Source organism: Streptomyces sp. NPDC052225 (assembly GCF_040679615.1).
In the GTDB taxonomy this organism is placed as follows: domain Bacteria; phylum Actinomycetota; class Actinomycetes; order Streptomycetales; family Streptomycetaceae; genus Streptomyces.
The window spans coordinates 1-19,355 of the sequence record NZ_JBFAVD010000053.1 but is presented as its reverse complement, the minus strand read 5'-3'; the positions used below and the strand labels follow the sequence as shown (position 1 = coordinate 19,355).

Here is a 19,355-nt window from a genome sequence, read left to right as displayed (position 1 = left end):
TCGCCGGCATCGGGTCGTCGGGCCGCTGACGGTGGGTGGTGGGCGGCGCCGACAACGGGCCGTCGGGCCGCTGACGGTGGGTGGTGGGCGGCGCCGACAACGGGCGGACCAGCCGCTGACGGTGGGTGGGCGGCGGCGACATCAGGCCGTCGAGCCGCTGGCGGTGGGTAGGGGTTGTGGGCGTTGGGTGGGCGGTCATGGGGTCGTTCCTCCGATCAGCGTCAGGAACGCGTCCTCCAGGCGGCGATGGGGGCCCAGGGAGTTGACGGGTACGTCGAGGCGCATCAGGTCCGCCAGGAGGTGGGGGGCCGTGCCGGTCGGGGTCAGGCGGATGAGGAGGTTCTCGTCCGCCCTTGTCGCCGTCTCCACGTCGGGGAGCGCCGCGATCTTCTCCACCAGCGGGTCAGGGATCGGGGTCTCCAGGCCTACGAGGAGGGTGTCGCCGTTGCCGACGATGTCCGCCACCGGGCCCGCCTGGACGAGGCGGCCGCGGTCCATGACGACGAGGTGTGTGCAGGACTGCTCGACCTCGGCCAGGAGGTGGCTGGAGACGATGACCGTGCGGCCCGTGCGGGCGTAGCGGATCATCACCTCGCGCATCTCCCGGATTTGCGGCGGGTCGAGGCCGTTGGTCGGCTCGTCCAGGATCAGGAGGTCCGGGAGGCCGAGCATGGCCTGGGCGATGGCCAGGCGCTGGCGCATGCCTTGCGAGTAGGTGCGGACCGCGCGGGCCAGGGCGTCGCCGAGGCCTGCGATCTCCAGGGCCTCTTCCATGTGCGCGTCCTGCGCCGGGCGGCCGGTGGCCTTCCAGTACAGCTCCAGGTTCTCCCGGCCGGAGAGGTGCGGGAGGAAGCCGGCGCCCTCGACGAACGCGCCGACCCGGGAGAGGACCGGGGCGCCCGGGCGGATGGCGTGGCCGAAGACCCGGATCTCGCCCTCGTCGGGGCGGATGAGGCCCATGAGCATGCGCAGGGTTGTGGTCTTGCCCGCGCCGTTCGGGCCGAGGAGGCCGAGGACCTGGCCCTTTTCCACCTGGAAGGAGACGTCCCGGACCGCGTAGCGGTCTGCGGACTTCGCGTAGCGCTTGGTCAAGTTGCTGATGCGGAGGGGGACTTCGGTCAGGGTGGGGGGTGGGGGTGTCGTGCGCCTGCGGGTTGTCAGGAGCAGGGTCGCCGCCGTGACTGCTGCTGCGAGCGGTAGCCACCAGACCCAGGACGGGAGGGGGGCTGCCGCTGTTTTCACGTGTGGTGCCGTCGGCAGGCTCAGGGCCGCGTCGTGCAGCGAGACCTGGTACGTCGCGGGCTGCGTCGGGGACGCGTAGCCGAGGTCCGTCGAGGAGAGGACCAGGCGGAGGCTGTGGCCCTTCTGCACCTCGTGGTCGATCGCCGGGAGGGTGAGGGTGACGTCCTTGCCGTTGCCTCCCGCTCCGGTCACCTTGGTCGGTGTGACCAGTTGGGAGGGGAGGACCTCCCGGGTGCCGCCGGGGCCCGCGTCGTAGACCTTCGCGAAGAGGACCGCCGTGCCCGTGGACGACTTGACGTGCGCCTTGACGGTGGGGGTGCCCGTGATGCGTACGTCACGGGTCAGGGGGGCCGAGTCGAAGCGGGCGAACTGGCCCGGGAAGTCGAGGGAGACGCCCACGCCGAGGGAGGAGAGGCGCGACACGCTGCCGAGGCCCGGGACCGCCGAGATCGACGGGGGGCCGCCGCCCGGCGGGTTCTGGAATGTCTCCGTCGCCGATTTGAGGGGGATGTGCTGTTGGTGTTCGCCTCGTAGGCCCGGGTACGTGTCTGCGCTCGCGCCCCTCTTCGTGGCTGCGCCGTCCGTCGAGTCGACGCCGCCGGTGCGGGTGACCCGGAACGCCGGGCCCGTGTCGGCGCTCTTGTCCTGCTTCAGGTAGCGGTCGAACCAGGAGGCCACGCGCGCCTCGGTCCGCCCTGTTTCCATGTCGCCGCCGTCGTGGCCGCCCGCGAGCCAGTCGACGTCGACCGGTGCTCCGTTCGCCTTGATCTGGCGGGCCATCTCGTCCGCCTGGCCGAGGGGGAAGAGGGAGTCCGTCTGGCCCTGTGCGATGAGGGTGGGGACCTTGATGCGGTCACCGACCGCTGAGGGGCTCCGGGCAGCGAGGAGTTTTCTGGCCGCCTCGTCCGGTTCGCCGGAGACCGCGACCCGTTCGTACATGTCGCACAGCTGCTTCTGGAACTTGCCGCAGTGCAGGCCTGCCTCGCTGGTGCGCGCGCCGATGTCCGCGGACCCGGTGGTGAAGAAGATCCCCGCCCACAGCTTCTTGAAGACGCCGTCCGGGAAGAGCGCGTCGGCCAGGTTCCAGTACGTGATCTGCGGGGCGATCGCGTCGACCCGGTGGTCGTGGCCGGCGGCGAGGAGGGAGACCGCGCCGCCGTACGACGCGCCGGTGACGCCCACGCGCGGGTCGCCCGGCTTGTCGAGCTGCACCTCGGGGCGGGTCGCGAGCCAGTCGATGAGGCGGGAGACGTCGGCCACCTCGCCCTTGGGGTCGTTCAGGCCGATCTTGCCCGTGGACTTGCCGAAGCCGCGCGCCGACCAGGTCAGGACCGCGTATCCGTCCCTGGCGAGCTTCTCGGCCTCGCCCCGGACGTCGGCCTTGCTGCCGCCGAAGCCGTGGGTCAGCAGCACGGCCGGGCGGCGGTCCGTGCTGCTTCCCGTCGTGAAGTAGGACGTGTCGAGCCGGACTCCGCCGGACATCGGCATCGTCCGGTCCTGCCGCTTCACGGCGGGCTGCCCGTCGTCCGCGGCCGCGACGGACCAGGTCCCCGCGCCCGCGAGCACGACGAGTGCGGCCGCGGCGGCGATCCACCGCCGCGGCCGTCCTCGTACGCGCTCGCGCCATGCGCCCAGTCGTAGATCCATACGACAACGGTAGGGGGCGCCACCGACAACCACGGCAGCCCCCGGTCGGAACCGGGTGACCTCCCCGGGGAGTAGGGTCCGCCGTCGCCGTACCGCGTACGCGGTAGCCGGTGTGGCCGACGGGTCCTGCCGGGTAGGACAAGCCCATGCGAATCGCCCGTGCGACCGAATCGGCCCAACTCCTCGCCGCTGCCCGCCTTTTCGACGATCCACCGCGGGAGGAGTGGGCCGTCGACTTCCTCGCCGCCCCCGGCCATCACCTGTTTCTCGCCTACGAGGACGGGGACCCCGGGGACACCCCCGTGGGGTTCGTGAGCGGGGTGGAGACCCTGCATCCCGACAAAGGGCGCGAAATGTTTCTTTATGAGCTCTCGGTGGACGAGGAGCACCGGCGGCGGGGTATCGGCCGCGCCCTCGTGCGCACCCTCGCGGATCTCGCCTCGGAGCTGGGTTGCTACGACATGTGGGTCCCCGTGGACATGGACAACGACCCCGCGCGCGCCACCTACCTCAGCGCGGGCGGCAAGGACGACGGTCCGTGCCGCACCCTCACCTGGGATCTCCGGAAGTAGCGGTCCGGTTGCGGGGCGGCGCGACCGGCAACCGCTCTCCCTCACCACCTCGCAAGCGCTCGCGGGATGCATGCCGGGGGCGCCCCCCGGCGGGGCTGCCTGCTCTGACCGTGCCGCCGTCGACGAGCGCCTGCGGCACGGTCATGGGGGCCGGGGAGCGCCGTGACCCGGCCTACGCCTGGGCGTCCTCCGGCAGCGACACCAGCCAGCGCGTCTCGCGGCGCGGGCGCAGGTACAGGGCCCAGTAGACGGTCGCCGCGGCCGTGATGCCGCCCGTCCACAGGAGGTACGAGGTCTCCTGCTGGCTGAGGATGTAGGCCATGACGGCGATCAGGACCACCGGGACCGCGGGCCACAGCGGCATCCGCCAGGCCGACTGCTCGCGGTGGCTGCCGCGCCGGGAGAGCAGGGCGGCCACGGCGACGAGCAGGTACATGCCGGTGACGGAGACGCCCGTCACGCCGTACAGGGTGTCGAGGTTGACGAAGCAGAGCGCGGCGCCGGGGACGCCGACGACGAGCGTCGCGACCCACGGCGAGCCGAAGCGGCCGAGCTTGGCCAGGCCCTTGTTGACCGGCTCGGGCCAGGCCTTGTCGCGGGCCGAGGCGAACAGGACGCGGGAGTTCTGGATGACCATGACGATGCCCGCGTTGATGATCGCGAGGGCGACGCACAGGGAGACGAAGGTGCCGACGGCCGAGTTCGACCAGGCCTCGACCATGCCGCTGATGTCGCCGGAGGTGAGGGTCGAGAGGTCGCCCGCACCCAGGGTGATCGCGACGACCGGAACCAGGATGATCACCGTCGAGATGGCGAGCGTGGCGAGGACCGTGCGGGCCACGGACTTGCGCGGGTTCTCCAGCTCCTCGGAGAGGTAGACGGCGGTGGAGAAGCCCTGGGTGACGAAGAGCGCGATGGCGAGCCCGGAGACGACGAGCATGCCCGTCACCGTGTCGGCGTGGCCGCCCGTGCCCGCGACCTCCATGGAGACCAGCGAGCCCGCGCCGCGCTCGGAGTGCGCGAAGCCGAGGACGGCGACGACGGCCGCCGCGATGACCTCCAGGACGAGGAAGACGCCGGTGATCCAGGCGTTGGCGCGCAGGTCGAGCAGGCCGGCGAGGGTGGCGAGCAGCATGACGCCGGCGCCCGCGACCGACGGGTTCAGATGGACCAGCGGGGCGAGGTAGTCGGCGGTGCCCATGGCGATCACGGGCGGCACGATCATCACGACCAGCAGGGACAGGACGAAGACCAGCCAGCCGGCGAGGCGGCCCGCGAGGGTCGACACCATGGCGTATTCGCCGCCCGCGCTGGGGATGAGGGTGCCCAGCTCCGAGTAGCAGAACGCGACGCCGATGCAGAGCAGCGAGCCGATCGCGATGGTGAGGGCGGTGGCCGTGCCGAGCGTCCCGAACAGGTCGGGGACGACGACGAAGAGCGTGGAGGCGGGCGTCACGCACGACAGCGTGAGCAGGGTGCCGCCGACGACGCCGATGGAACGCTTGAGCTTCTGGGGCGGTGCCGTGTTCGGCAGGGGCTCCACCGCTGGGGAGGCGGTGGGGCGAAGCGTGTCGGTCATGGAGCGGTTCCGATCGACTCGTGTGGCAGGTGGTTCGGCGGGGAGCGCTATCGCCTCCGAAGGCTGTGATGGTGCTGGTGGGGGTGGTTCTGCGTCGCTCCCGGCGCGTTATGGAACCTCGCCGATATCCGGAACGTCAACGGCCGTTTCCCTGCGGATTCCGCACTCGTGACCTTGTGCAACTACCGGCGCTTCTTTACTTGTTCGCAAAGTCGGCCGAGTTCCATGTAGGGACTTGGCCAATTGACCTTGCTATTGAAGGCGTACGGCTCATTCTGGCTGCGGCACCCGATTCGTCCCCTACGTATGGGAACCGCAGCCTGAGACCCGAACTTCGCCGGAATTTGTCCGCAGTCCGGACACCGAAGCGCTAGAGTCCGCTCCTCATCACGCGCACACAGCGCGCACACAGCGAGCGCACAGGGATGCGCCTAGGGGGCGGAACACATGAAGTACACCCGGGTGCCGGCATGGGCCGGGATCACCGCGGCCGTGCTGGCCGCGACGACCGCCTGCGGGTCGGTGGCCGCGCAGAAGACCGCCGACGCCGTGAGCCACGCGGACACGATCATGGCGGCGCTGACCCGCGCCTCCGACAAGACCGAGGCGCTCGGCTCGGCCGAGGTGGAGACGACGACCCGGCTCACCGCGACCGGCGGCAAGCCGGTCTCCATGGACGGCACGTACTCCTGGGGCGACGGCGCCGCTCTCGACGTCCAGATGGACACCAGGGCCGCCCAGATGCAGACGCTCCAGGACGACCCGAAGCTGACCGTGAAGATGGTCGACGGCGCGTACTACTACGAGATCGACCCGCAGCCCAGTGGGCCGCTCCAGGGCAAGCACTGGATGCGTGTCGACGTCTCCGCGGTCATGGGCGAGGCCGGCGCCGACAACGTCGCGGACAACGCCGACCCGACCGCGGGCCTGCGCTACATCGGTGCCTCGAAGAAGGTGAAGGACCTCGGCGAGGAGACGATGCTCGGCAAGAAGACGCACCACTACCGGGGCACCGTCGGCGCCGCCGAGATCAACGCCTCGAAGATGACCGCCGCCGAGAAGAAGGCCGCCGTCAAGGCGCTGGGCGCGAACGGCGGCACGATGACGTGCGACGTCTGGGTCGACGGCGAGGACCTGCCCGTGCGGATGTTCCAGCGCGGCGGCGGCATGGAAGTGACCATGGACTTCCTCAAGTTCGGCGCGACGAAGCCGGTCAAGGCCCCGCCCGCCGCCGACACCGGCGACCTCACCGAGCAGGTGCGGGAGCAGCGCGACCAGTCCCTCGGGCAGTAGCCGAGGACGCGCGGACGCCGCGGACGCGTGAAGGGCCCGGCCGTCTCGGCCGGGCCCTTCAGTGACGTGTACGGGGATCAGGTACCGGGATCAGTGGTTGCGCGGGAAGCCCAGGTCCACGCCCGAGGGGGCCTCGGACGGGTCCGGCCAGCGGGTCGTGACGACCTTGCCGCGGGTGTAGAAGTGCGTGCCGTCGTTGCCGTAGATGTGGTGGTCGCCGAAGAGGCTGTCCTTCCAGCCACCGAAGGAGTGGTAGCCGACGGGGACCGGGATCGGCACGTTCACGCCGACCATGCCGGCCTCGATCTCCAGCTGGAAGCGGCGGGCCGCGCCGCCGTCGCGGGTGAAGATCGCGGTGCCGTTGCCGAAGGGGGAGGCGTTCATCAGCGCCACGCCCTCCTCGTACGTGTCCACGCGCAGCACGCACAGGACCGGGCCGAAGATCTCGTCCTGGTACGCCTTGGCGGAGGTCGGGACCTTGTCGAGGAGCGAGAGACCGATCCAGTGGCCGTTCTCGTGGCCCTCGACGGTGTAGCCGGTGCCGTCGAGCACGACCTCGCAGCCCTCGGCCGCGGCGCCCTCGACGTACGAGGCGACCTTGTCGCGGTGGGCGGCCGTGATGAGCGGGCCCATCTCGGAGGCCGGGTCGTTGCCCGGGCCGATCTTGATCTTCTCGGCGCGGTCCTTGATCTTCGCCACGAGCTCGTCGCCGATGGCGCCGACCGCCACGACCGCGGAGATCGCCATGCAGCGCTCGCCGGCGGAGCCGTACGCCGCCGAGACCGCCGCGTCGGCGGCCGCGTCCAGGTCCGCGTCCGGCAGCACCAGCATGTGGTTCTTCGCGCCGCCGAGCGCCTGCACGCGCTTGCCGTTCGCGGAGGCCGTCGCGTGGATGTGGCGGGCGATCGGGGTCGAGCCGACGAAGGAGACCGCCGAGACGTCCGGGTGCTCCAGGAGGCGGTCGACGGCGACCTTGTCACCGTGGACGACGTTGAAGACGCCGTCGGGCAGGCCCGCCTCGGAGAGCAGCTCCGCGATCTTCAGCGACGCCGACGGGTCCTTCTCGGACGGCTTGAGCACGAACGTGTTGCCGCACGCGATGGCCATCGGGAACATCCACATCGGCACCATGGCCGGGAAGTTGAACGGCGTGATGCCGGCCACGACACCGAGCGGCTGGCGGATCGACGACACGTCGACGCGGCTCGCGACCTGCGTCGACAGCTCGCCCTTCAGCTGCACGTTGATGCCGCACGCCAGGTCCACGATCTCCAGGCCGCGCGCCACCTCGCCGAGGGCGTCGGAGTGCACCTTGCCGTGCTCGGCGGTGATCAGCTCGGCGATCGCGTCCCGGTTCGCGTCGAGCAGCGCGCGGAAGCGGAACAGGATCTCGGTGCGCTTGGCCAGCGAGGACTGGCCCCACGTCGCGAACGCCTCCTTGGCCGCGGCGACCGCCGCGTCCACCTCCTCGACCGAGGCGAAGTCGACGCGCGTGGTGACGGCGCCGGTCGCCGGGTCGGTCACCGGGCCGTGGTTGCCCGATGCGCCCTCGACGGTCTTGCCGCCGATCCAGTGGTGGACCAACTTCGTGTCAGACATATGGGGCAACTCCTGTTACGTCTCAGAGGTGGCGGCGTCGGGCGGTGACGTGCCGGTCGTACTCCTCGCGGGCCTTGACCGCCGACGGTCGGTCGGCCGTCTCGGCCACGGGCACATCCCACCACGCCTGCGCGGGAGGCGGGCCCGACACTGTGTCTGCCGTTTCGGTCTCGACGTAGACACATGTGGGGCGGGTCGCCGCCCTGGCCGTGGCGAGAGCTTCGCGCAGCTCACGGACGGTCTTCGCGCGATGTACGGCCATGCCGAGGCTGGCCGCGTTGGCGGCCAGGTCGACGGGGAGCGGGCCGCCCGCGTACGGGGCCCCGTCCTCGCCGTCGTACCGGTACGCGGTCGCGAAGCCCTCGGCGCCGACGCTCTCGGAGAGCCCGCCGATCGACGCGTACCCGTGGTTCTGGAGGATGACGGCCTTGACCGGGACGCCCTCCTGGACGGCGGTCACCAGCTCCGTCGGCATCATCAGGTACGTGCCGTCGCCGACCAGCGCCCACACGGGCCTGCCGGGCGCGGCGAGCGCGACACCGATCGACGCCGGGATCTCGTAGCCCATGCACGAGTACCCGTACTCGACGTGGTACTGGTCGCGGGAGCGGGTCCGCCAGAGTTTGTGGAGGTCCCCCGGGAGTGATCCCGCGGCATTGATGAGGATGTCGTCCTCCGTGGCCAACTCATCCAGCACGCCGAGGACTTGGGCCTGCGTCGGCCGCACGAGATCGTCGTCGGCGGCGTAGCACGCGGCCACGCGGTGCTCCCAGCGCTCCTTGTCGTCCGTGTACTCCGTGACGTAGGCGGGCTCGGCGCGGAAGCTCTTGCCCGCTGCTTCGTGGAGTGCGGTCAGGCCCGTACGGGCGTCCGCGACCAGCGGGGTCGCGGAGAGTTTGTGCGCGTCGAACGGTGCGATGTTCAGGTTCAGGAAGCGGACGTCCGGCGCGGCGAAGAGGGTGTGGGAGGCCGTGGTGAAATCCGTGTAGCGGGTTCCCACGCCGATGACGAGGTCGGCGGTGCGGGCCAGTTCGTTCGCCGTGGCGGTGCCGGTGTGGCCGATGCCGCCCACGTCACAGGGGTGGTCGTGGCGCAGCGCCCCCTTGCCGGCCTGGGTCGACGCCACGGGGATTCCCGTCGCTTCCGCGAATTCCTTCAGCGCGTTCTCGGCTCCGCTGTGGCGGACTCCGCCGCCCGCGACGATGAGGGGGCGGCGGGACTTCTTCAACTGGCCCACTGCTGTGGCCAGTTCGGTGGGGTCCGGCGCCGGGCGGCGGATCGTCCAGGTGCGTGGCGCGAAGAAGGCGTTCGGCCAGTCGTACGCCTCCGCCTGTACGTCCTGCGGCAGCGCCAGCGTGACCGCGCCCGTCTCCACCGGGTCGGTGAGTACGCGCATCGCCTGCAGCGCCGCCGGGATCAGCTGCTCCGGGCGCGTGATCCGGTCGAAGTACTTCGACACCGGGCGCAGGCAGTCGTTGACCGACACATCGCCCGCGTACGGGACTTCGAGCTGCTGGAGCACCGGGTCGGCGGGGCGGGCCGCGAAGACGTCGCCGGGGAGGAGCAGGACCGGGAGGTGGTTGATGGTGGCCAGGGCCGCGCCGGTGACGAGGTTCGTCGCGCCCGGGCCGATGGACGTCGTCACCGCGTGGGTGGACAGGCGGTCGCTCTGGCGCGCGTAGCCGACCGCCGCGTGGACCATCGCCTGTTCGTTGCGTCCCTGGTGGAACGGCATCTCCTCGCCGTACTGCACCAGCGCCTGGCCGAGCCCCGCCACGTTGCCGTGGCCGAAGATGCCCCAGGTCGCCTGGATCAGGCGGGTGCGGGTGCCGGTGCCGTCCCTTTCCGTGTACTGGTGAGCCAGGAAACGGACCAGGGCCTGGGCCGTCGTCAGCTTTGTGGTCGAGGTCATCGGTATCCCTCCGTGACGTGGTCCGGATGGAAGCAGATCTTCCAGTCCCGCTCCTGTCCCGGTCCCGCCATCACATTCAGGTAGTACATGGCGTGGCCCGGCTGCGCGATCGACGGGCCGTGCCAGCCGTCGGGGACGAGGACCGCGTCGCCGGAGCGGACCTCGGCGAGGAGGTCGGTGCCGCCGGGGCGGGACGGGGAGACGCGCTGGTACCCGTATCCGGGCGGGCCTTCTGGCGTCTCCTCGATCTCGAAGTAATAGATCTCCTCCAGGACCGACTCCTGGCCCGGCCTGTGCTCGTCGTGCTTGTGCGGTGGGTACGAGGACCAGTTCCCGCCCGGGGTGATCACCTCGACCGCGATGAGCTGGTCGCAGTCGAAGGTGTCCGCCGCGGCGAAGTTGCGGACCTGGCGGGCGCTGATGCCTGCGCCCCGTGCCTCGACGGGAACCTCCGGCGCGGGGCCGTAGCGGGCGGGGAGTCGTCGCCCGCACTTCGCTCCTGCCAGGGCGAAGCGGCCTCCCGCACCGGAGGCGATCTCTGCGCGGGTCTCGCGCGGGATGTACGCGAAGTCGCTCGCGCCGCTGAACACGGTTTCCCTGCCCAGCAGTTCGATGATCCGCCCTGATACGTGGACGGAGCAACCACCTGTCAGCGGCAGGACGATCCATTCGCTCTCACCGGTGTCGAAGGCGTGGCTCTGTCCGGGCTCCAGTTCGAGGATCCGGAGGCCCGCGCGGGACCAGCCGGTCTTGTCGGGGCCGATGGACAGGGCGTACGGGCCGTCGGCGGCGGTGCCCTGGGGCAGGTGTGTCACGCGTCCACTCTCCTCTTCCTGCTTCTTCCTGCGGTGCGTTTGTGCGGCCCGTTTCAGAGCAGGCCTGCTGCCGTGTCGACCGCCGCCGCCACGTCTCCGTCCGGCGGGTACAGCAGCGCGCGGCCCGCCACCAGGCCCTGGACGGTGGGGAGTCGGAGGGCGCCGCGCCATTTCTCGTACGTGGCGTCCTGGTCGCCGTCCTTGATGTCGCCGCCGAGCAGGACCGCGGGGAGCGCGGAGGCGGACAGGACGCGGGGCATGTCGTCGGGGTCTTCGGTGACGGGGAGTTTGAGCCAGGTGTAGGCGGAGGTGCCGCCGAGGCCGGAGGCGACCGCGATGGAACGGATGACGGCGTCGGCGCCGAGGTCGTTGCGGAGGACGCCGGTGGTGGGGTCGCGGTGGGAGACGAACGGCTCGACGAAGACGGGGAGTCGGCGCTCGGCCATGGCGTCCACGGCGCGGGCGGCGGACTCCAGGGTGTGCAGGGAGCCGGGGTCGTCGTGGTCGATGCGCAGGAGGAGCTTGCCGGCGTCGAAGCGGCGTCGGAGGAGGTCGTCGGGGCGGTGGCCGGTGAAACGGTCGTCGAGCTCGAAGGAGGCGCCGGCGAGGCCGCCGCGGTTCATGGAGCCGATGACGATCTTGTCGTCGAGGGCGCCGAGGAGGAGCAGGTCGTCGAGTACGTCGGCGGAGGCGAGGACGCCGTCGACGCCGGGGCGGGACAGGGCGAGACAGAGCCGGGTCAGCAGGTCGGCGCGGTCGGCCATGGCCCAGGGGCGGTCGCCGGCGGCGAGGACGCCGCGGGCGGGGTGGTCGGCGGCGACGATCATGAGACGGGCGTCGGGGTGCGGCACCAGCTCCCGTCGTCGGCGCCGCTCGGCGGCTTCGGCAACGGCTTCGGGGCGGGTGGCGCGGAGGCGGGCGAGGGCGCGTACGTCCAGCGCCCCGCCGGTGGGTGGGGCGGGGCCGCGGCGGGGTGCCTCCTCGGCCGGATTGGTGTCGTCGCCTCCGGACGACCAAAGTCGGGTGCGGCTGCACTGAGTGCCTGCGGAGTCCTGCGGGGGCACCCCGCCGCGTCCCCTCCCGTCCGCTTGCGAGTGCCGGTTGAGTTCGGTCGACGTCTCATCGCCGGTCAGCTGATCTCCGGCCAGCTTCGGGGCCCAGCCGCGTCCCGTCCCATCCGCTTGCGAGTGCCGGTTGAGTTCGGTCGACGTCTCATCGCCGGTCAGCTGATCTCCGGCTTCCTTCGGCGCCCCGCCGCCTTCACTCCCGGCCCCTTGCGCGTGCGCGTTCAGTCGTCCTGACGTCTCATCGCCGGTCGGCTTCGGCGCCCCGTCAGGGGCGCGGGGAACTGCGCGACCAGCCCCCACGGCGGGAAAGCCGCCCACGACCGGGCGCTCCCCGTCCATAGGCGCCACAGCAAGCCCAGCCCCGCCAGGGGCGCGGGGAACTGCGCGCTCAGCCCCCACGGCGGGAAATCCGCCCACGACCGGGCGCTCCCCGTCCATAGGCGCCACAGCAACCCCAGCCCCGCCAGGGGCGCGGGGAACTGCGCGCTCAGCCCCCACGGCGGGAAAGCCGCCCACGGCCGGGCGCTCCCCGTCCGTAGGCGCCACAGCAAGCCCAGCCCCGCCAGGGGCGCGGGGAACTGCGCGGCCAGCCCCCGCGGCGGGAAAGGCGTCATCGGGCGCGGCCTCACCGGACGTACGCGATGCCGACGCAGTCGGCGCTCTGAGGACCCGGCCGGCCGAGAGGGCCGCCGATACCTCCTCCGGGCGCGGCATCGCCGAAGAACACTCCAGCCGCGACGCCACGATCGCCCCGGCCGCATTGGCGTACCGCATGATCCGCCCGAGCCCCCACCCGGCCAGCACCCCATGGCACAGGGCCCCGCCGAACGCGTCGCCGGCGCCGAGCCCGTTCAGCACCTCCACGGGCAGCGGCGGCACCTCCACCGTCTCCCCGTCGGACGTCATCGCCAGGACCCCCTTCGGCCCCTGCTTCACCACCGCGAGCCGCAACCCGTACGAGAGCAGCTCCCGCGCCGCGTCGACCGGTTCCCGCACCCCCGTCGCGATCTCGACCTCGTCCAGGTTGCCGACGGCGATCGTCGCGTGCCGCAGTGCCTGCGCGTAGTACGGCCGCGCCTCATCAGGGTCCGCCCAGAACATCGGCCGCCAGTCGAGGTCGAACACGGTGTCCCCGGACGCCCTCGAACCGGCCGCCCGATGCGCGAGCGCCGCCAGCGTCGCGGAGCGGCTGGGCTCCGCGCTCAGCCCCGTACCGGTCATCCAGAAGATTCGCGCGGAGCCGATCGCGTCGAGGTCGAGCTCGTCCCCCGTGATCTCCAGGTCCGGCGCCTTGGGCTGCCGGTAGAAGTACAGCGGGAAGTCGTCGGGCGGGAAGATCTCGCAGAAGGTGACCGGTGTCGGCAGCCCGTCCACGGGCGTCACCCACCGGTCGTCCACCCCGAACTCCCGGAGCTGGTGGTGCAGGTACTCCCCGAACGGGTCCCGCCCGGTCCGCGTGATCGTCGCCGTACGCAGCCCGAGGCGCGCGGCGGCCACGGCGACGTTCGCCGAGGACCCGCCCAGGAACTTGCCGAAGGCGGACACTTCGGTGAGCCGCACGCCCGCCTGAAGCGGATACAGGTCCACCCCGATCCGGCCCATGGTGATCAGGTCGAGCTCGGTGCGGCCCATGCAGAGGTCCCTTCTCGACAGCCGGGGCGGTCACGTTCCTCAGCTGCCAGATCTAGCCCTGCCGCGACCCTGCTGTCAACATTTTGTCCTGACATTCGGACCACCCCTTGGAACTCGTCCCCGGCGGGCCTGAAGGCTTGACGCGTGAACCTCCGTGCGGCGCAACGGAGTTGTGTCGCGACCGCCGTGCAGGGCATGCGTCCCCGCGGACCGGGCCGCCCGCCGTACACGGGGCTACCTCAGGTCGTGCGGCGTGTAGCACTATCGGCGGATGAGTTCTCGCGTCCCGGGTACCTCACGCCCCGCCATCCGCCCCGCTCGCTGCCCGGACGGCACATGGGAGACGGCGTCCGCACGGCCCCACCCCCGGCTGCGCCCCGGCGTCATCGGCTACCGCGGCTTCCGGCTCGACTTCCCCGGCCCGCGCTCCCGCCTGGAGGCGCCGATCGGCGCGGTGACGCTGATGCTCGGCTTCCGCGGTTCGGTGCGGATCACGGAGGCGGGCGGCGGCTGGGTCGGCGTCGGCAAGGGCGGCGGCCCGCGCCCCACCGGCCTGCGCACGGTGGAGCTGCCCACGGTTCTCTCGGGTCTGACGACGACCCCGGTCCTCGGCGAGCACTCGGGGCAACTCGCGGGCGTGGAAGTCCTGTTGACCCCGTGGGCCGCGTTCCGGATCTTCGGTACGGAGCTGTACGAGCTGTCCCGCTGGAAGATCCACCCGGACGACCTGGGGGCACTCCCGGCGGAGGCGGTGGCCGAACTCTCGCACGCACTGGGCGAGTTGCCGTCCTGGCGGGCCCGGTTCCGGCTCCTTGACGCGACCCTGGGGCGCTGGCTGGAGACCGGGCCGCACTGCGCGAGCGGCACGGTGCACGCCTGGTACACGCTGACGCACAGCGGCGGCACGATCCCCGTGACCCGGCTCGCCGATGAAGTCGGCTGGAGCGTACGGCACTTGGAGAACCGCTTCCGGGAGCAGATCGGCCTGAGCCCGAAGTCCGCGGCACGGGTGCTGCGGCTTCAGCGGGCCCGGCGGCTGCTCTGCACGGGCAGCACCCAGGCCGAGACCGCGGCCGCCTGCGGCTACTACGACCAGGCCCACCTGAGCGGCGAGTTCAAGACGATGACGGGCTGCACGCCGCGCGAGTTCGCCCTGGCGCGCGCGACGCGGCCCGACCCCGGCGGTCCGCCGGCCACCGACCGGCTGAGCGGGGAGGCGACGAGCCTGGTCCTGCGGCGCGGGGCCAGGAACGGCAGTGCGCATTTCTCCAAGACCGCAGGTAAGCGCTGACGGCACCCTTGTGCCCTCAAGCCACCTGGCCGGGGGGAGCGGGGGTGGGGCGGGCCTGGCGCAGCAGGCCCGCCCCACCGCGCGTTCTCCCTTTCCGCGCCGGTGTATGCGCCCACAGAGCGCCCTCTTTGCATCATTCACGTCACAAACGCCCCCTTCCTGTCACGCTTGTCAGCCCTACGCGGGTTCTGCGTCACAGAGGTCCCACAGCCCCTCCCTTCACCTCGGTGCCCCTCGTTCTCCGGGCACAGGGTGAGTGATCGCCGGCGGCCACCCCCGAGCCGCCGTCGCGACACCCGCCAGGGAGGAGCCACTGATGACCGACCGCAGGCTCTGGTCGTACAAGGACATCGCCGCGCACATCCGGGTCCAGCCCGACACGGTCCGCTCGTACCGCAAGCACGGACTGCTGCCGCCCCCGGACCACGTGGAGGGCGGCAAGCCCTACTGGTACGCCGACACGGTGAGAGCCTGGGTGGCCTCCCGCCCCAGAAATCGCGGGCGCGCCTCGGATTGACCGGATGAGAGGGGGCCGGCAACGGCCCCGCCAGGGGCGCGGGGAACTGCGCGACCAGCCACGACGGCGCGGCACCAGCGGACGGTTCAGCAACCGGCAAGGGCGCGAGGCCCCGGGGCTCCGCCCCAGGGCCTCGCTAAGCGACGCTATGCGGCTCCACCACCGTCACCCCCGCCCCACCCCCACCCCCGATATCCGCAAGCGCACCCCCCGCCTCCTCCAGCGAGATCACCGACGTCACCAGCAACTCCGGCCGCAACACCCCGCCCCGCACCATCTCCAGCATCCCGGGATACGTGTGCGCCGCCATCCCATGACTCCCGATCAGCTCCAGCTCCCACGCGACGGCCCGCCCCATCGGCACCACGGGATCCTCCGGCAGCAACCCCACCTGCACATGCCGCCCCCTCCGCCGGAGCGAGCGCAGCGACCCCGCACAGGTGGCCGCCGACCCGAGCGCGTCCAGGGAAAGATGCGCGCCCCCGCGCGTCAACTCCCGGACCGCTTCAGCCACATCACCCACGCGTCCCGCGTCCACGACCTCAACGGCCCCGAATTTCCTGGCCAGTTCAAGGGCGCCCGGCGCCACGTCCACCGCCACCACCCGCGCCCCGGCCGCCGCGGCGATCATCACCGCGGAAAGGCCGACCCCGCCGCACCCGTGCACCGCCACCCATTCCCCGGCCGCGACCCGCCCCTGCTGCACCACGGCGCGGAAGGCGGTGGCGAACCGGCAGCCGAGGCCCGCGGCGGTGGCGTAGGACATGTCGTCCGGCACGGCCACCAGGTTCACGTCGGCATGGTCCAGGGCCACGTACTCGGCGAAGGAACCCCAGTGCGTGAAGCCCGGCTGGGTCTGCCGCTCGCACACCTGCTGGTCCCCGGCGGCACAGGCCGCGCAGCTCCCGCACGCGCACACGAACGGCACCGTCACCCGGTCCCCGGCCCGCCACTCCCGCACATCCGCGCCCACGGACTCGACCACACCGGCGAGTTCATGGCCGGGGACGTGCGGCAGCACGATGTCGGGGTCGTGGCCCATCCATCCGTGCCAGTCGCTGCGGCACACCCCGGTCGCCTCGACCCGTACGACGACCCCGTGCGCCGCGGCCACCGGATCCGGCACCTCCCGCACCTCGGCCGGCTCCCCGAACCGCTCGAACACCACAGCGCGCATCAGCCACACCCATCTCCCGTAGGACGATCAACACGCCCACGCTATGGGCAGGCCCTCACCACGACTCACCGCCCCTGATCGGCCCCTTCGGCATGGCCCGTTCGCCCTTTCCGGCCCGGAGTTTCAGCCCGATCAGCGGGAAGACGAGAACCGAGACCATGCCGGCGCCGACGAGCGCCGCGGCCTCCCGGGTGTCGAGCACCCCGTCGCTGACGCCGATCGTGGTGATGGCGACGACGAGCGGCAGCGCGGTCGACGCAAAGACAGTGAGCGCCCGCCGGTCACGCCGGCCCAGGTCCGCCGGCGCGAGCGCGTACACGGGCCCACCCCGCACCAGCAGGAACAGCACAAGGAAGACAGGCAGCAGAGCGAGCGCCCACCCCCCGTCCAGCAAGGCGTCCAGGTCAAATTCGATCCCCGTCACCACGAAGAAGATCGGCACCAGGAACCCGAACCCCATGGCCTCGACCTTCTCGACGACCTCGTGGGCGCTGTCGGGCGCGGCGCCGTGCAGCACGAGCCGTACGACCATGCCCGCGGCGAACGCGCCGAGCAGCATGTCCACGCCGAGCGCCGTCGAGGCCCCGAGCATCACCGCGAGCAGCAGCACCACGAGCCGCACCGCGAACTGCCCGCTGCTGTGCAGGGTCTTGGCGATGACCCGCGAGAACCACGGCGGCCGCGGCCGCATCGCCCAGAACACGGCCCCGGCGATGATCACCGCGAAGGCGGCGAGCAGCGCGGCGGACTCCACCGGCGAGCGCCCGCTGAGCAGCAGCGCCATCGCGATGATCGGCCCGAACTCCCCCACGGAGCCGAACGCCATCATCACGGACCCGAACCGCGAGTGCAGGTCGTCGGAGTCCCGCAGCACCGGCAGGACCGTACCCAGGGAGGTACTGACGAGCGCGGTCCCGATGTAGACGCCCTTCGCGTACGACCATCCGGACAGCGCGCAGGCGAGCGCGAACCCGAGAACCATCGAGACGATCCACGCCCATCCGGCGCGCTTGAGGGTGTCGCCGCGGACCTTGTCGAACTCGATCTCGTACCCGGCGAGAAAGATCAGCATCGCGAGCCCCAGATCGGACAGCGCGTCGATCGTCTGCCCTCCCGAGGCCCACCCCAGTACATCGGGCCCGACCACGATCCCGAGCACGATCTCGAAGATCACCAGCGGCACGGGCAGCCAGCGTCCCACCCCATAGGCCAGAAGGGGTGCGAGCACCGCGATGGCCATGATCAGAATCAGCGTCCCGTACTGCGACATATCGGGTTCCTACCATAAACTTCGGGCAAATCGCCCAAGTCCACAGCCAGTTACGTACGCACCGAGGGAGCCGTCGTGACGCACCCCCAGCCCCCCGGGGCCCCGCAGGCCCGTATCCCCCAGCAGCCGCCGCCACCCGGCCCCCAGATCCGTCCGGGCCTGTGGAAGCGCTGCCTCTGGGGCGGCCTGGCCCTCTGGCTCCTGACGGCCCTGGTCACCTACGCGACGAAGAACACGACGCTCCTCCCCACCCTGATCCTGCTCGGCAGCTTCCTGGTGCCGGCCACCTTCGTCCTGTGGGCGTACGAGCGTCACGGCCGTGACCTGGGTGTGAACGTGATCCTGGGCTGCTTCCTCGTGGGCGGCATCCTCGGCGTCCTGGGCGCCTCGGTGATGGAGTACTACCTCCTGCACCCCTCCCTCTGGATGTTCGTCGGAGTGGGGCTGATCGAAGAAGCGGTCAAGCTCCTGGCTCTCATGTACGTGCTGCACCGCTACCCGCGCATCAGCGGTCTGCGGGCGGGCCTGGTCCTGGGCGCCACGGTCGGCTTCGGCTTCGCGGCCTTCGAGAGCGCGGGCTACGCGTTCAACGCGGCGGTCACCATGAAGGGCATCGACCTGCGCTCACTCCTGGAGACCGAGGTGCTGCGCGGCCTGCTCGCCCCGTTCGGCCACGGCCTGTGGACCGCGATCGCGGGCGCCGCCCTCCTCTCCTTCCGCAAACCGAACGGCCGCTACCGCTTCCCGGCCCCGGTGATCGCCACCTATCTGGGCGTGTCGCTCCTGCACGCCCTGTGGGACTCGATGCACGGCATCGCGATCTGGCTGGTAGCCCGCCTCACCACTACCGGCCTCTCGCGAACCCTCTTCGCGGACGGCTACATCCCCACCCCCACCGACGCCCAGAAGCACCTCTTCACCCTCTTCTCGGTCGGCGGCCTGGTCCTCGTCTCCCTCGTCGGCCTCGCCTGGGTCCGCTCCCTCGCCCGCCGTGACCCGTCTTGGAAAAATACCCCCTAGGGGTATAGAGTCGAGTGCGTCAGGAGATGCCGGGGGTACCCGGCAGCCCCGCCACGGCCCATCAACAAGGAGAACGACATGAGCGCCCAGACCGAGCTCCCCCAGATCGGAACCGACTCCTCCGAGGCCACCGGTTCCTGCTGTGGCGGTTCCTGCCACTCCGACGCCGCGCCCCAGTCCACCGAGGGCGCCGTCACCACCGTCTACCAGGTCAAGGGCATGACGTGCGGCCACTGCGAGGGCGCGGTCTCCAGCGAGATCTCGGAGATCGAGGGCGTCTCCTCGGTCAAGGCCGTGGCGTCCACGGGCCAGGTCACGGTGGTCTCGGCAACGCCCCTCGACGAGGAGGCGGTCCGCGCCGCGGTGGACGAGGCCGGCTACGAGCTGATCACCCAGGCCTGACGGAGACCCCACACCCACCACGGGGGCCCGGAACACGACTGGGCCCCCGTAGGCTCGAAACACAATGACGGACGACGCACCCCAGCCCCCGACCACGCCCAGCCCCACCCCCGCCACCCTCGACCTGGCGATCGGGGGCATGACCTGTGCGTCGTGCTCGTCCCGCATCGAGAAGAAGCTGAACCGCCTGGAGGGCGTGACAGCAACGGTCAACCTCGCCACGGAAAAGGCAAAGGTCACCTACGACCCCACGGTCGCCCCCGCCACCCTCATCTCCACGATCACCAAGCTGGGCTACACGGCGAAGCCGCTGACGGAAG

The 19,355-nt window shown here is 71.4% G+C and carries 15 protein-coding genes and 1 pseudogene; 7 read left to right on the top strand and 9 right to left on the bottom strand.

Annotated elements, in window-relative coordinates:
* Both AB0L37_RS37795 and AB0L37_RS37790 read right to left on the bottom strand, forming a co-directional pair.
* Nucleotides 1-199: hypothetical protein (locus tag AB0L37_RS37795; RefSeq protein WP_365516513.1), on the bottom strand; the 199-nt coding region annotated here is incomplete at its 3' end.
* A complete protein-coding gene (locus AB0L37_RS37790; RefSeq protein WP_365516510.1) occupies nucleotides 196-2,889 on the bottom strand; it encodes an alpha/beta fold hydrolase in 2,694 nt (897 codons plus the stop codon). The genes AB0L37_RS37795 and AB0L37_RS37790, both read right to left, overlap by 4 nt.
* Before the next feature lie 146 nt (nucleotides 2,890-3,035).
* Here AB0L37_RS37790 and AB0L37_RS37785 point away from each other — a divergent pair, with 146 nt between their 5' ends.
* Nucleotides 3,036-3,461 carry a GNAT family N-acetyltransferase gene (locus AB0L37_RS37785; RefSeq protein ID WP_365516506.1) on the top strand — a complete coding sequence of 142 codons (426 nt, stop codon included), beginning with the start codon at nucleotides 3,036-3,038 and terminating at the stop codon, nucleotides 3,459-3,461.
* A 172-nt stretch (nucleotides 3,462-3,633) separates the two neighbouring features.
* Here AB0L37_RS37785 and AB0L37_RS37780 read toward each other — a convergent pair whose 3' ends face one another.
* Nucleotides 3,634-5,040, bottom strand: a complete 1,407-nt coding sequence (locus tag AB0L37_RS37780; protein ID WP_365516503.1) for an APC family permease — start codon at nucleotides 5,038-5,040, stop codon at nucleotides 3,634-3,636.
* 447 nt (nucleotides 5,041-5,487) lie between these two features.
* Here AB0L37_RS37780 and AB0L37_RS37775 point away from each other — a divergent pair, with 447 nt between their 5' ends.
* A complete protein-coding gene (locus AB0L37_RS37775) occupies nucleotides 5,488-6,333 on the top strand; it encodes a hypothetical protein (protein ID WP_365516500.1) in 846 nt (281 codons plus the stop codon).
* A 90-nt stretch (nucleotides 6,334-6,423) separates the two neighbouring features.
* Here the strand turns inward: AB0L37_RS37775 and mmsA are convergent, their stop codons facing one another.
* The 4 genes and pseudogenes from mmsA to iolC form a co-directional block, all read right to left on the bottom strand.
* Complete coding sequence (gene mmsA / locus AB0L37_RS37770) at nucleotides 6,424-7,932, bottom strand: CoA-acylating methylmalonate-semialdehyde dehydrogenase (protein WP_365516497.1); 1,509 nt, start codon at nucleotides 7,930-7,932, stop codon at nucleotides 6,424-6,426.
* A 22-nt stretch (nucleotides 7,933-7,954) separates the two neighbouring features.
* Nucleotides 7,955-9,844 (bottom strand): 3D-(3,5/4)-trihydroxycyclohexane-1,2-dione acylhydrolase (decyclizing), encoded by a 1,890-nt coding sequence (gene iolD / locus AB0L37_RS37765; RefSeq protein WP_365516495.1) that lies wholly within the window; start codon nucleotides 9,842-9,844, stop codon nucleotides 7,955-7,957.
* On the bottom strand, nucleotides 9,841-10,659 hold the full coding sequence (gene iolB / locus AB0L37_RS37760; protein ID WP_365516493.1) for a 5-deoxy-glucuronate isomerase: 819 nt from the start codon (nucleotides 10,657-10,659) through the stop codon (nucleotides 9,841-9,843). The genes iolD and iolB overlap by 4 nt, the downstream gene beginning before the upstream one ends.
* Before the next feature lie 1,730 nt (nucleotides 10,660-12,389).
* Nucleotides 12,390-13,358: pseudogene (gene iolC / locus AB0L37_RS37755) on the bottom strand (5-dehydro-2-deoxygluconokinase); the annotation flags it as partial.
* A gap of 271 nt (nucleotides 13,359-13,629) precedes the next feature.
* Between iolC and AB0L37_RS37750 the strand changes: the two are divergent.
* On the top strand, nucleotides 13,630-14,649 hold the full coding sequence (locus tag AB0L37_RS37750; protein ID WP_365516490.1) for a helix-turn-helix domain-containing protein: 1,020 nt from the start codon (nucleotides 13,630-13,632) through the stop codon (nucleotides 14,647-14,649).
* 316 nt (nucleotides 14,650-14,965) lie between these two features.
* On the top strand, nucleotides 14,966-15,166 hold the full coding sequence (locus tag AB0L37_RS37745; RefSeq protein WP_365516487.1) for a MerR family transcriptional regulator: 201 nt from the start codon (nucleotides 14,966-14,968) through the stop codon (nucleotides 15,164-15,166).
* Nucleotides 15,167-15,302: 136 nt separating this feature from the next.
* On the opposite strand, the gene AB0L37_RS37740 is transcribed toward AB0L37_RS37745, so the two are convergent.
* Nucleotides 15,303-16,343 carry an alcohol dehydrogenase catalytic domain-containing protein gene (locus AB0L37_RS37740; protein ID WP_365516484.1) on the bottom strand — a complete coding sequence of 347 codons (1,041 nt, stop codon included), beginning with the start codon at nucleotides 16,341-16,343 and terminating at the stop codon, nucleotides 15,303-15,305.
* Nucleotides 16,344-16,398: 55 nt separating this feature from the next.
* Nucleotides 16,399-17,613: a cation:proton antiporter gene (locus AB0L37_RS37735; RefSeq protein WP_365516481.1), complete on the bottom strand. Its 1,215-nt coding sequence runs from the start codon at nucleotides 17,611-17,613 to the stop codon at nucleotides 16,399-16,401.
* 75 nt (nucleotides 17,614-17,688) lie between these two features.
* Here AB0L37_RS37735 and AB0L37_RS37730 point away from each other — a divergent pair, with 75 nt between their 5' ends.
* The 3 genes from AB0L37_RS37730 to AB0L37_RS37720 form a co-directional block, all read left to right on the top strand.
* On the top strand, nucleotides 17,689-18,633 hold the full coding sequence (locus AB0L37_RS37730) for a PrsW family intramembrane metalloprotease (RefSeq protein WP_365516478.1): 945 nt from the start codon (nucleotides 17,689-17,691) through the stop codon (nucleotides 18,631-18,633).
* Nucleotides 18,634-18,711: 78 nt separating this feature from the next.
* Nucleotides 18,712-19,035: a heavy-metal-associated domain-containing protein gene (locus AB0L37_RS37725; protein ID WP_365516475.1), complete on the top strand. Its 324-nt coding sequence runs from the start codon at nucleotides 18,712-18,714 to the stop codon at nucleotides 19,033-19,035.
* A gap of 64 nt (nucleotides 19,036-19,099) precedes the next feature.
* A partial coding sequence (locus AB0L37_RS37720; protein ID WP_365516472.1) for a heavy metal-associated domain-containing protein occupies nucleotides 19,100-19,355 on the top strand: 256 nt, incomplete at its 3' end.

Bases quoted from the DNA above. Each gene is read 5' to 3' on its own strand.
- AB0L37_RS37790 (WP_365516510.1), bottom strand. From the start codon at position 2,889: ATGGATCTACGACTGGGCGCATGGCGCGAGCGCGTACGAGGACGGCCG.
- AB0L37_RS37785 (WP_365516506.1), top strand. From the start codon at position 3,036: ATGCGAATCGCCCGTGCGACCGAATCGGCCCAACTCCTCGCCGCTGCC.
- AB0L37_RS37780 (WP_365516503.1), bottom strand. From the start codon at position 5,040: ATGACCGACACGCTTCGCCCCACCGCCTCCCCAGCGGTGGAGCCCCTG.
- AB0L37_RS37775 (WP_365516500.1), top strand. From the start codon at position 5,488: ATGAAGTACACCCGGGTGCCGGCATGGGCCGGGATCACCGCGGCCGTG.
- mmsA (WP_365516497.1), bottom strand. From the start codon at position 7,932: ATGTCTGACACGAAGTTGGTCCACCACTGGATCGGCGGCAAGACCGTC.
- iolD (WP_365516495.1), bottom strand. From the start codon at position 9,844: ATGACCTCGACCACAAAGCTGACGACGGCCCAGGCCCTGGTCCGTTTC.
- AB0L37_RS37750 (WP_365516490.1), top strand. From the start codon at position 13,630: ATGAGTTCTCGCGTCCCGGGTACCTCACGCCCCGCCATCCGCCCCGCT.
- AB0L37_RS37745 (WP_365516487.1), top strand. From the start codon at position 14,966: ATGACCGACCGCAGGCTCTGGTCGTACAAGGACATCGCCGCGCACATC.
- AB0L37_RS37740 (WP_365516484.1), bottom strand. From the start codon at position 16,343: ATGCGCGCTGTGGTGTTCGAGCGGTTCGGGGAGCCGGCCGAGGTGCGG.
- AB0L37_RS37735 (WP_365516481.1), bottom strand. From the start codon at position 17,613: ATGTCGCAGTACGGGACGCTGATTCTGATCATGGCCATCGCGGTGCTC.
- AB0L37_RS37725 (WP_365516475.1), top strand. From the start codon at position 18,712: ATGAGCGCCCAGACCGAGCTCCCCCAGATCGGAACCGACTCCTCCGAG.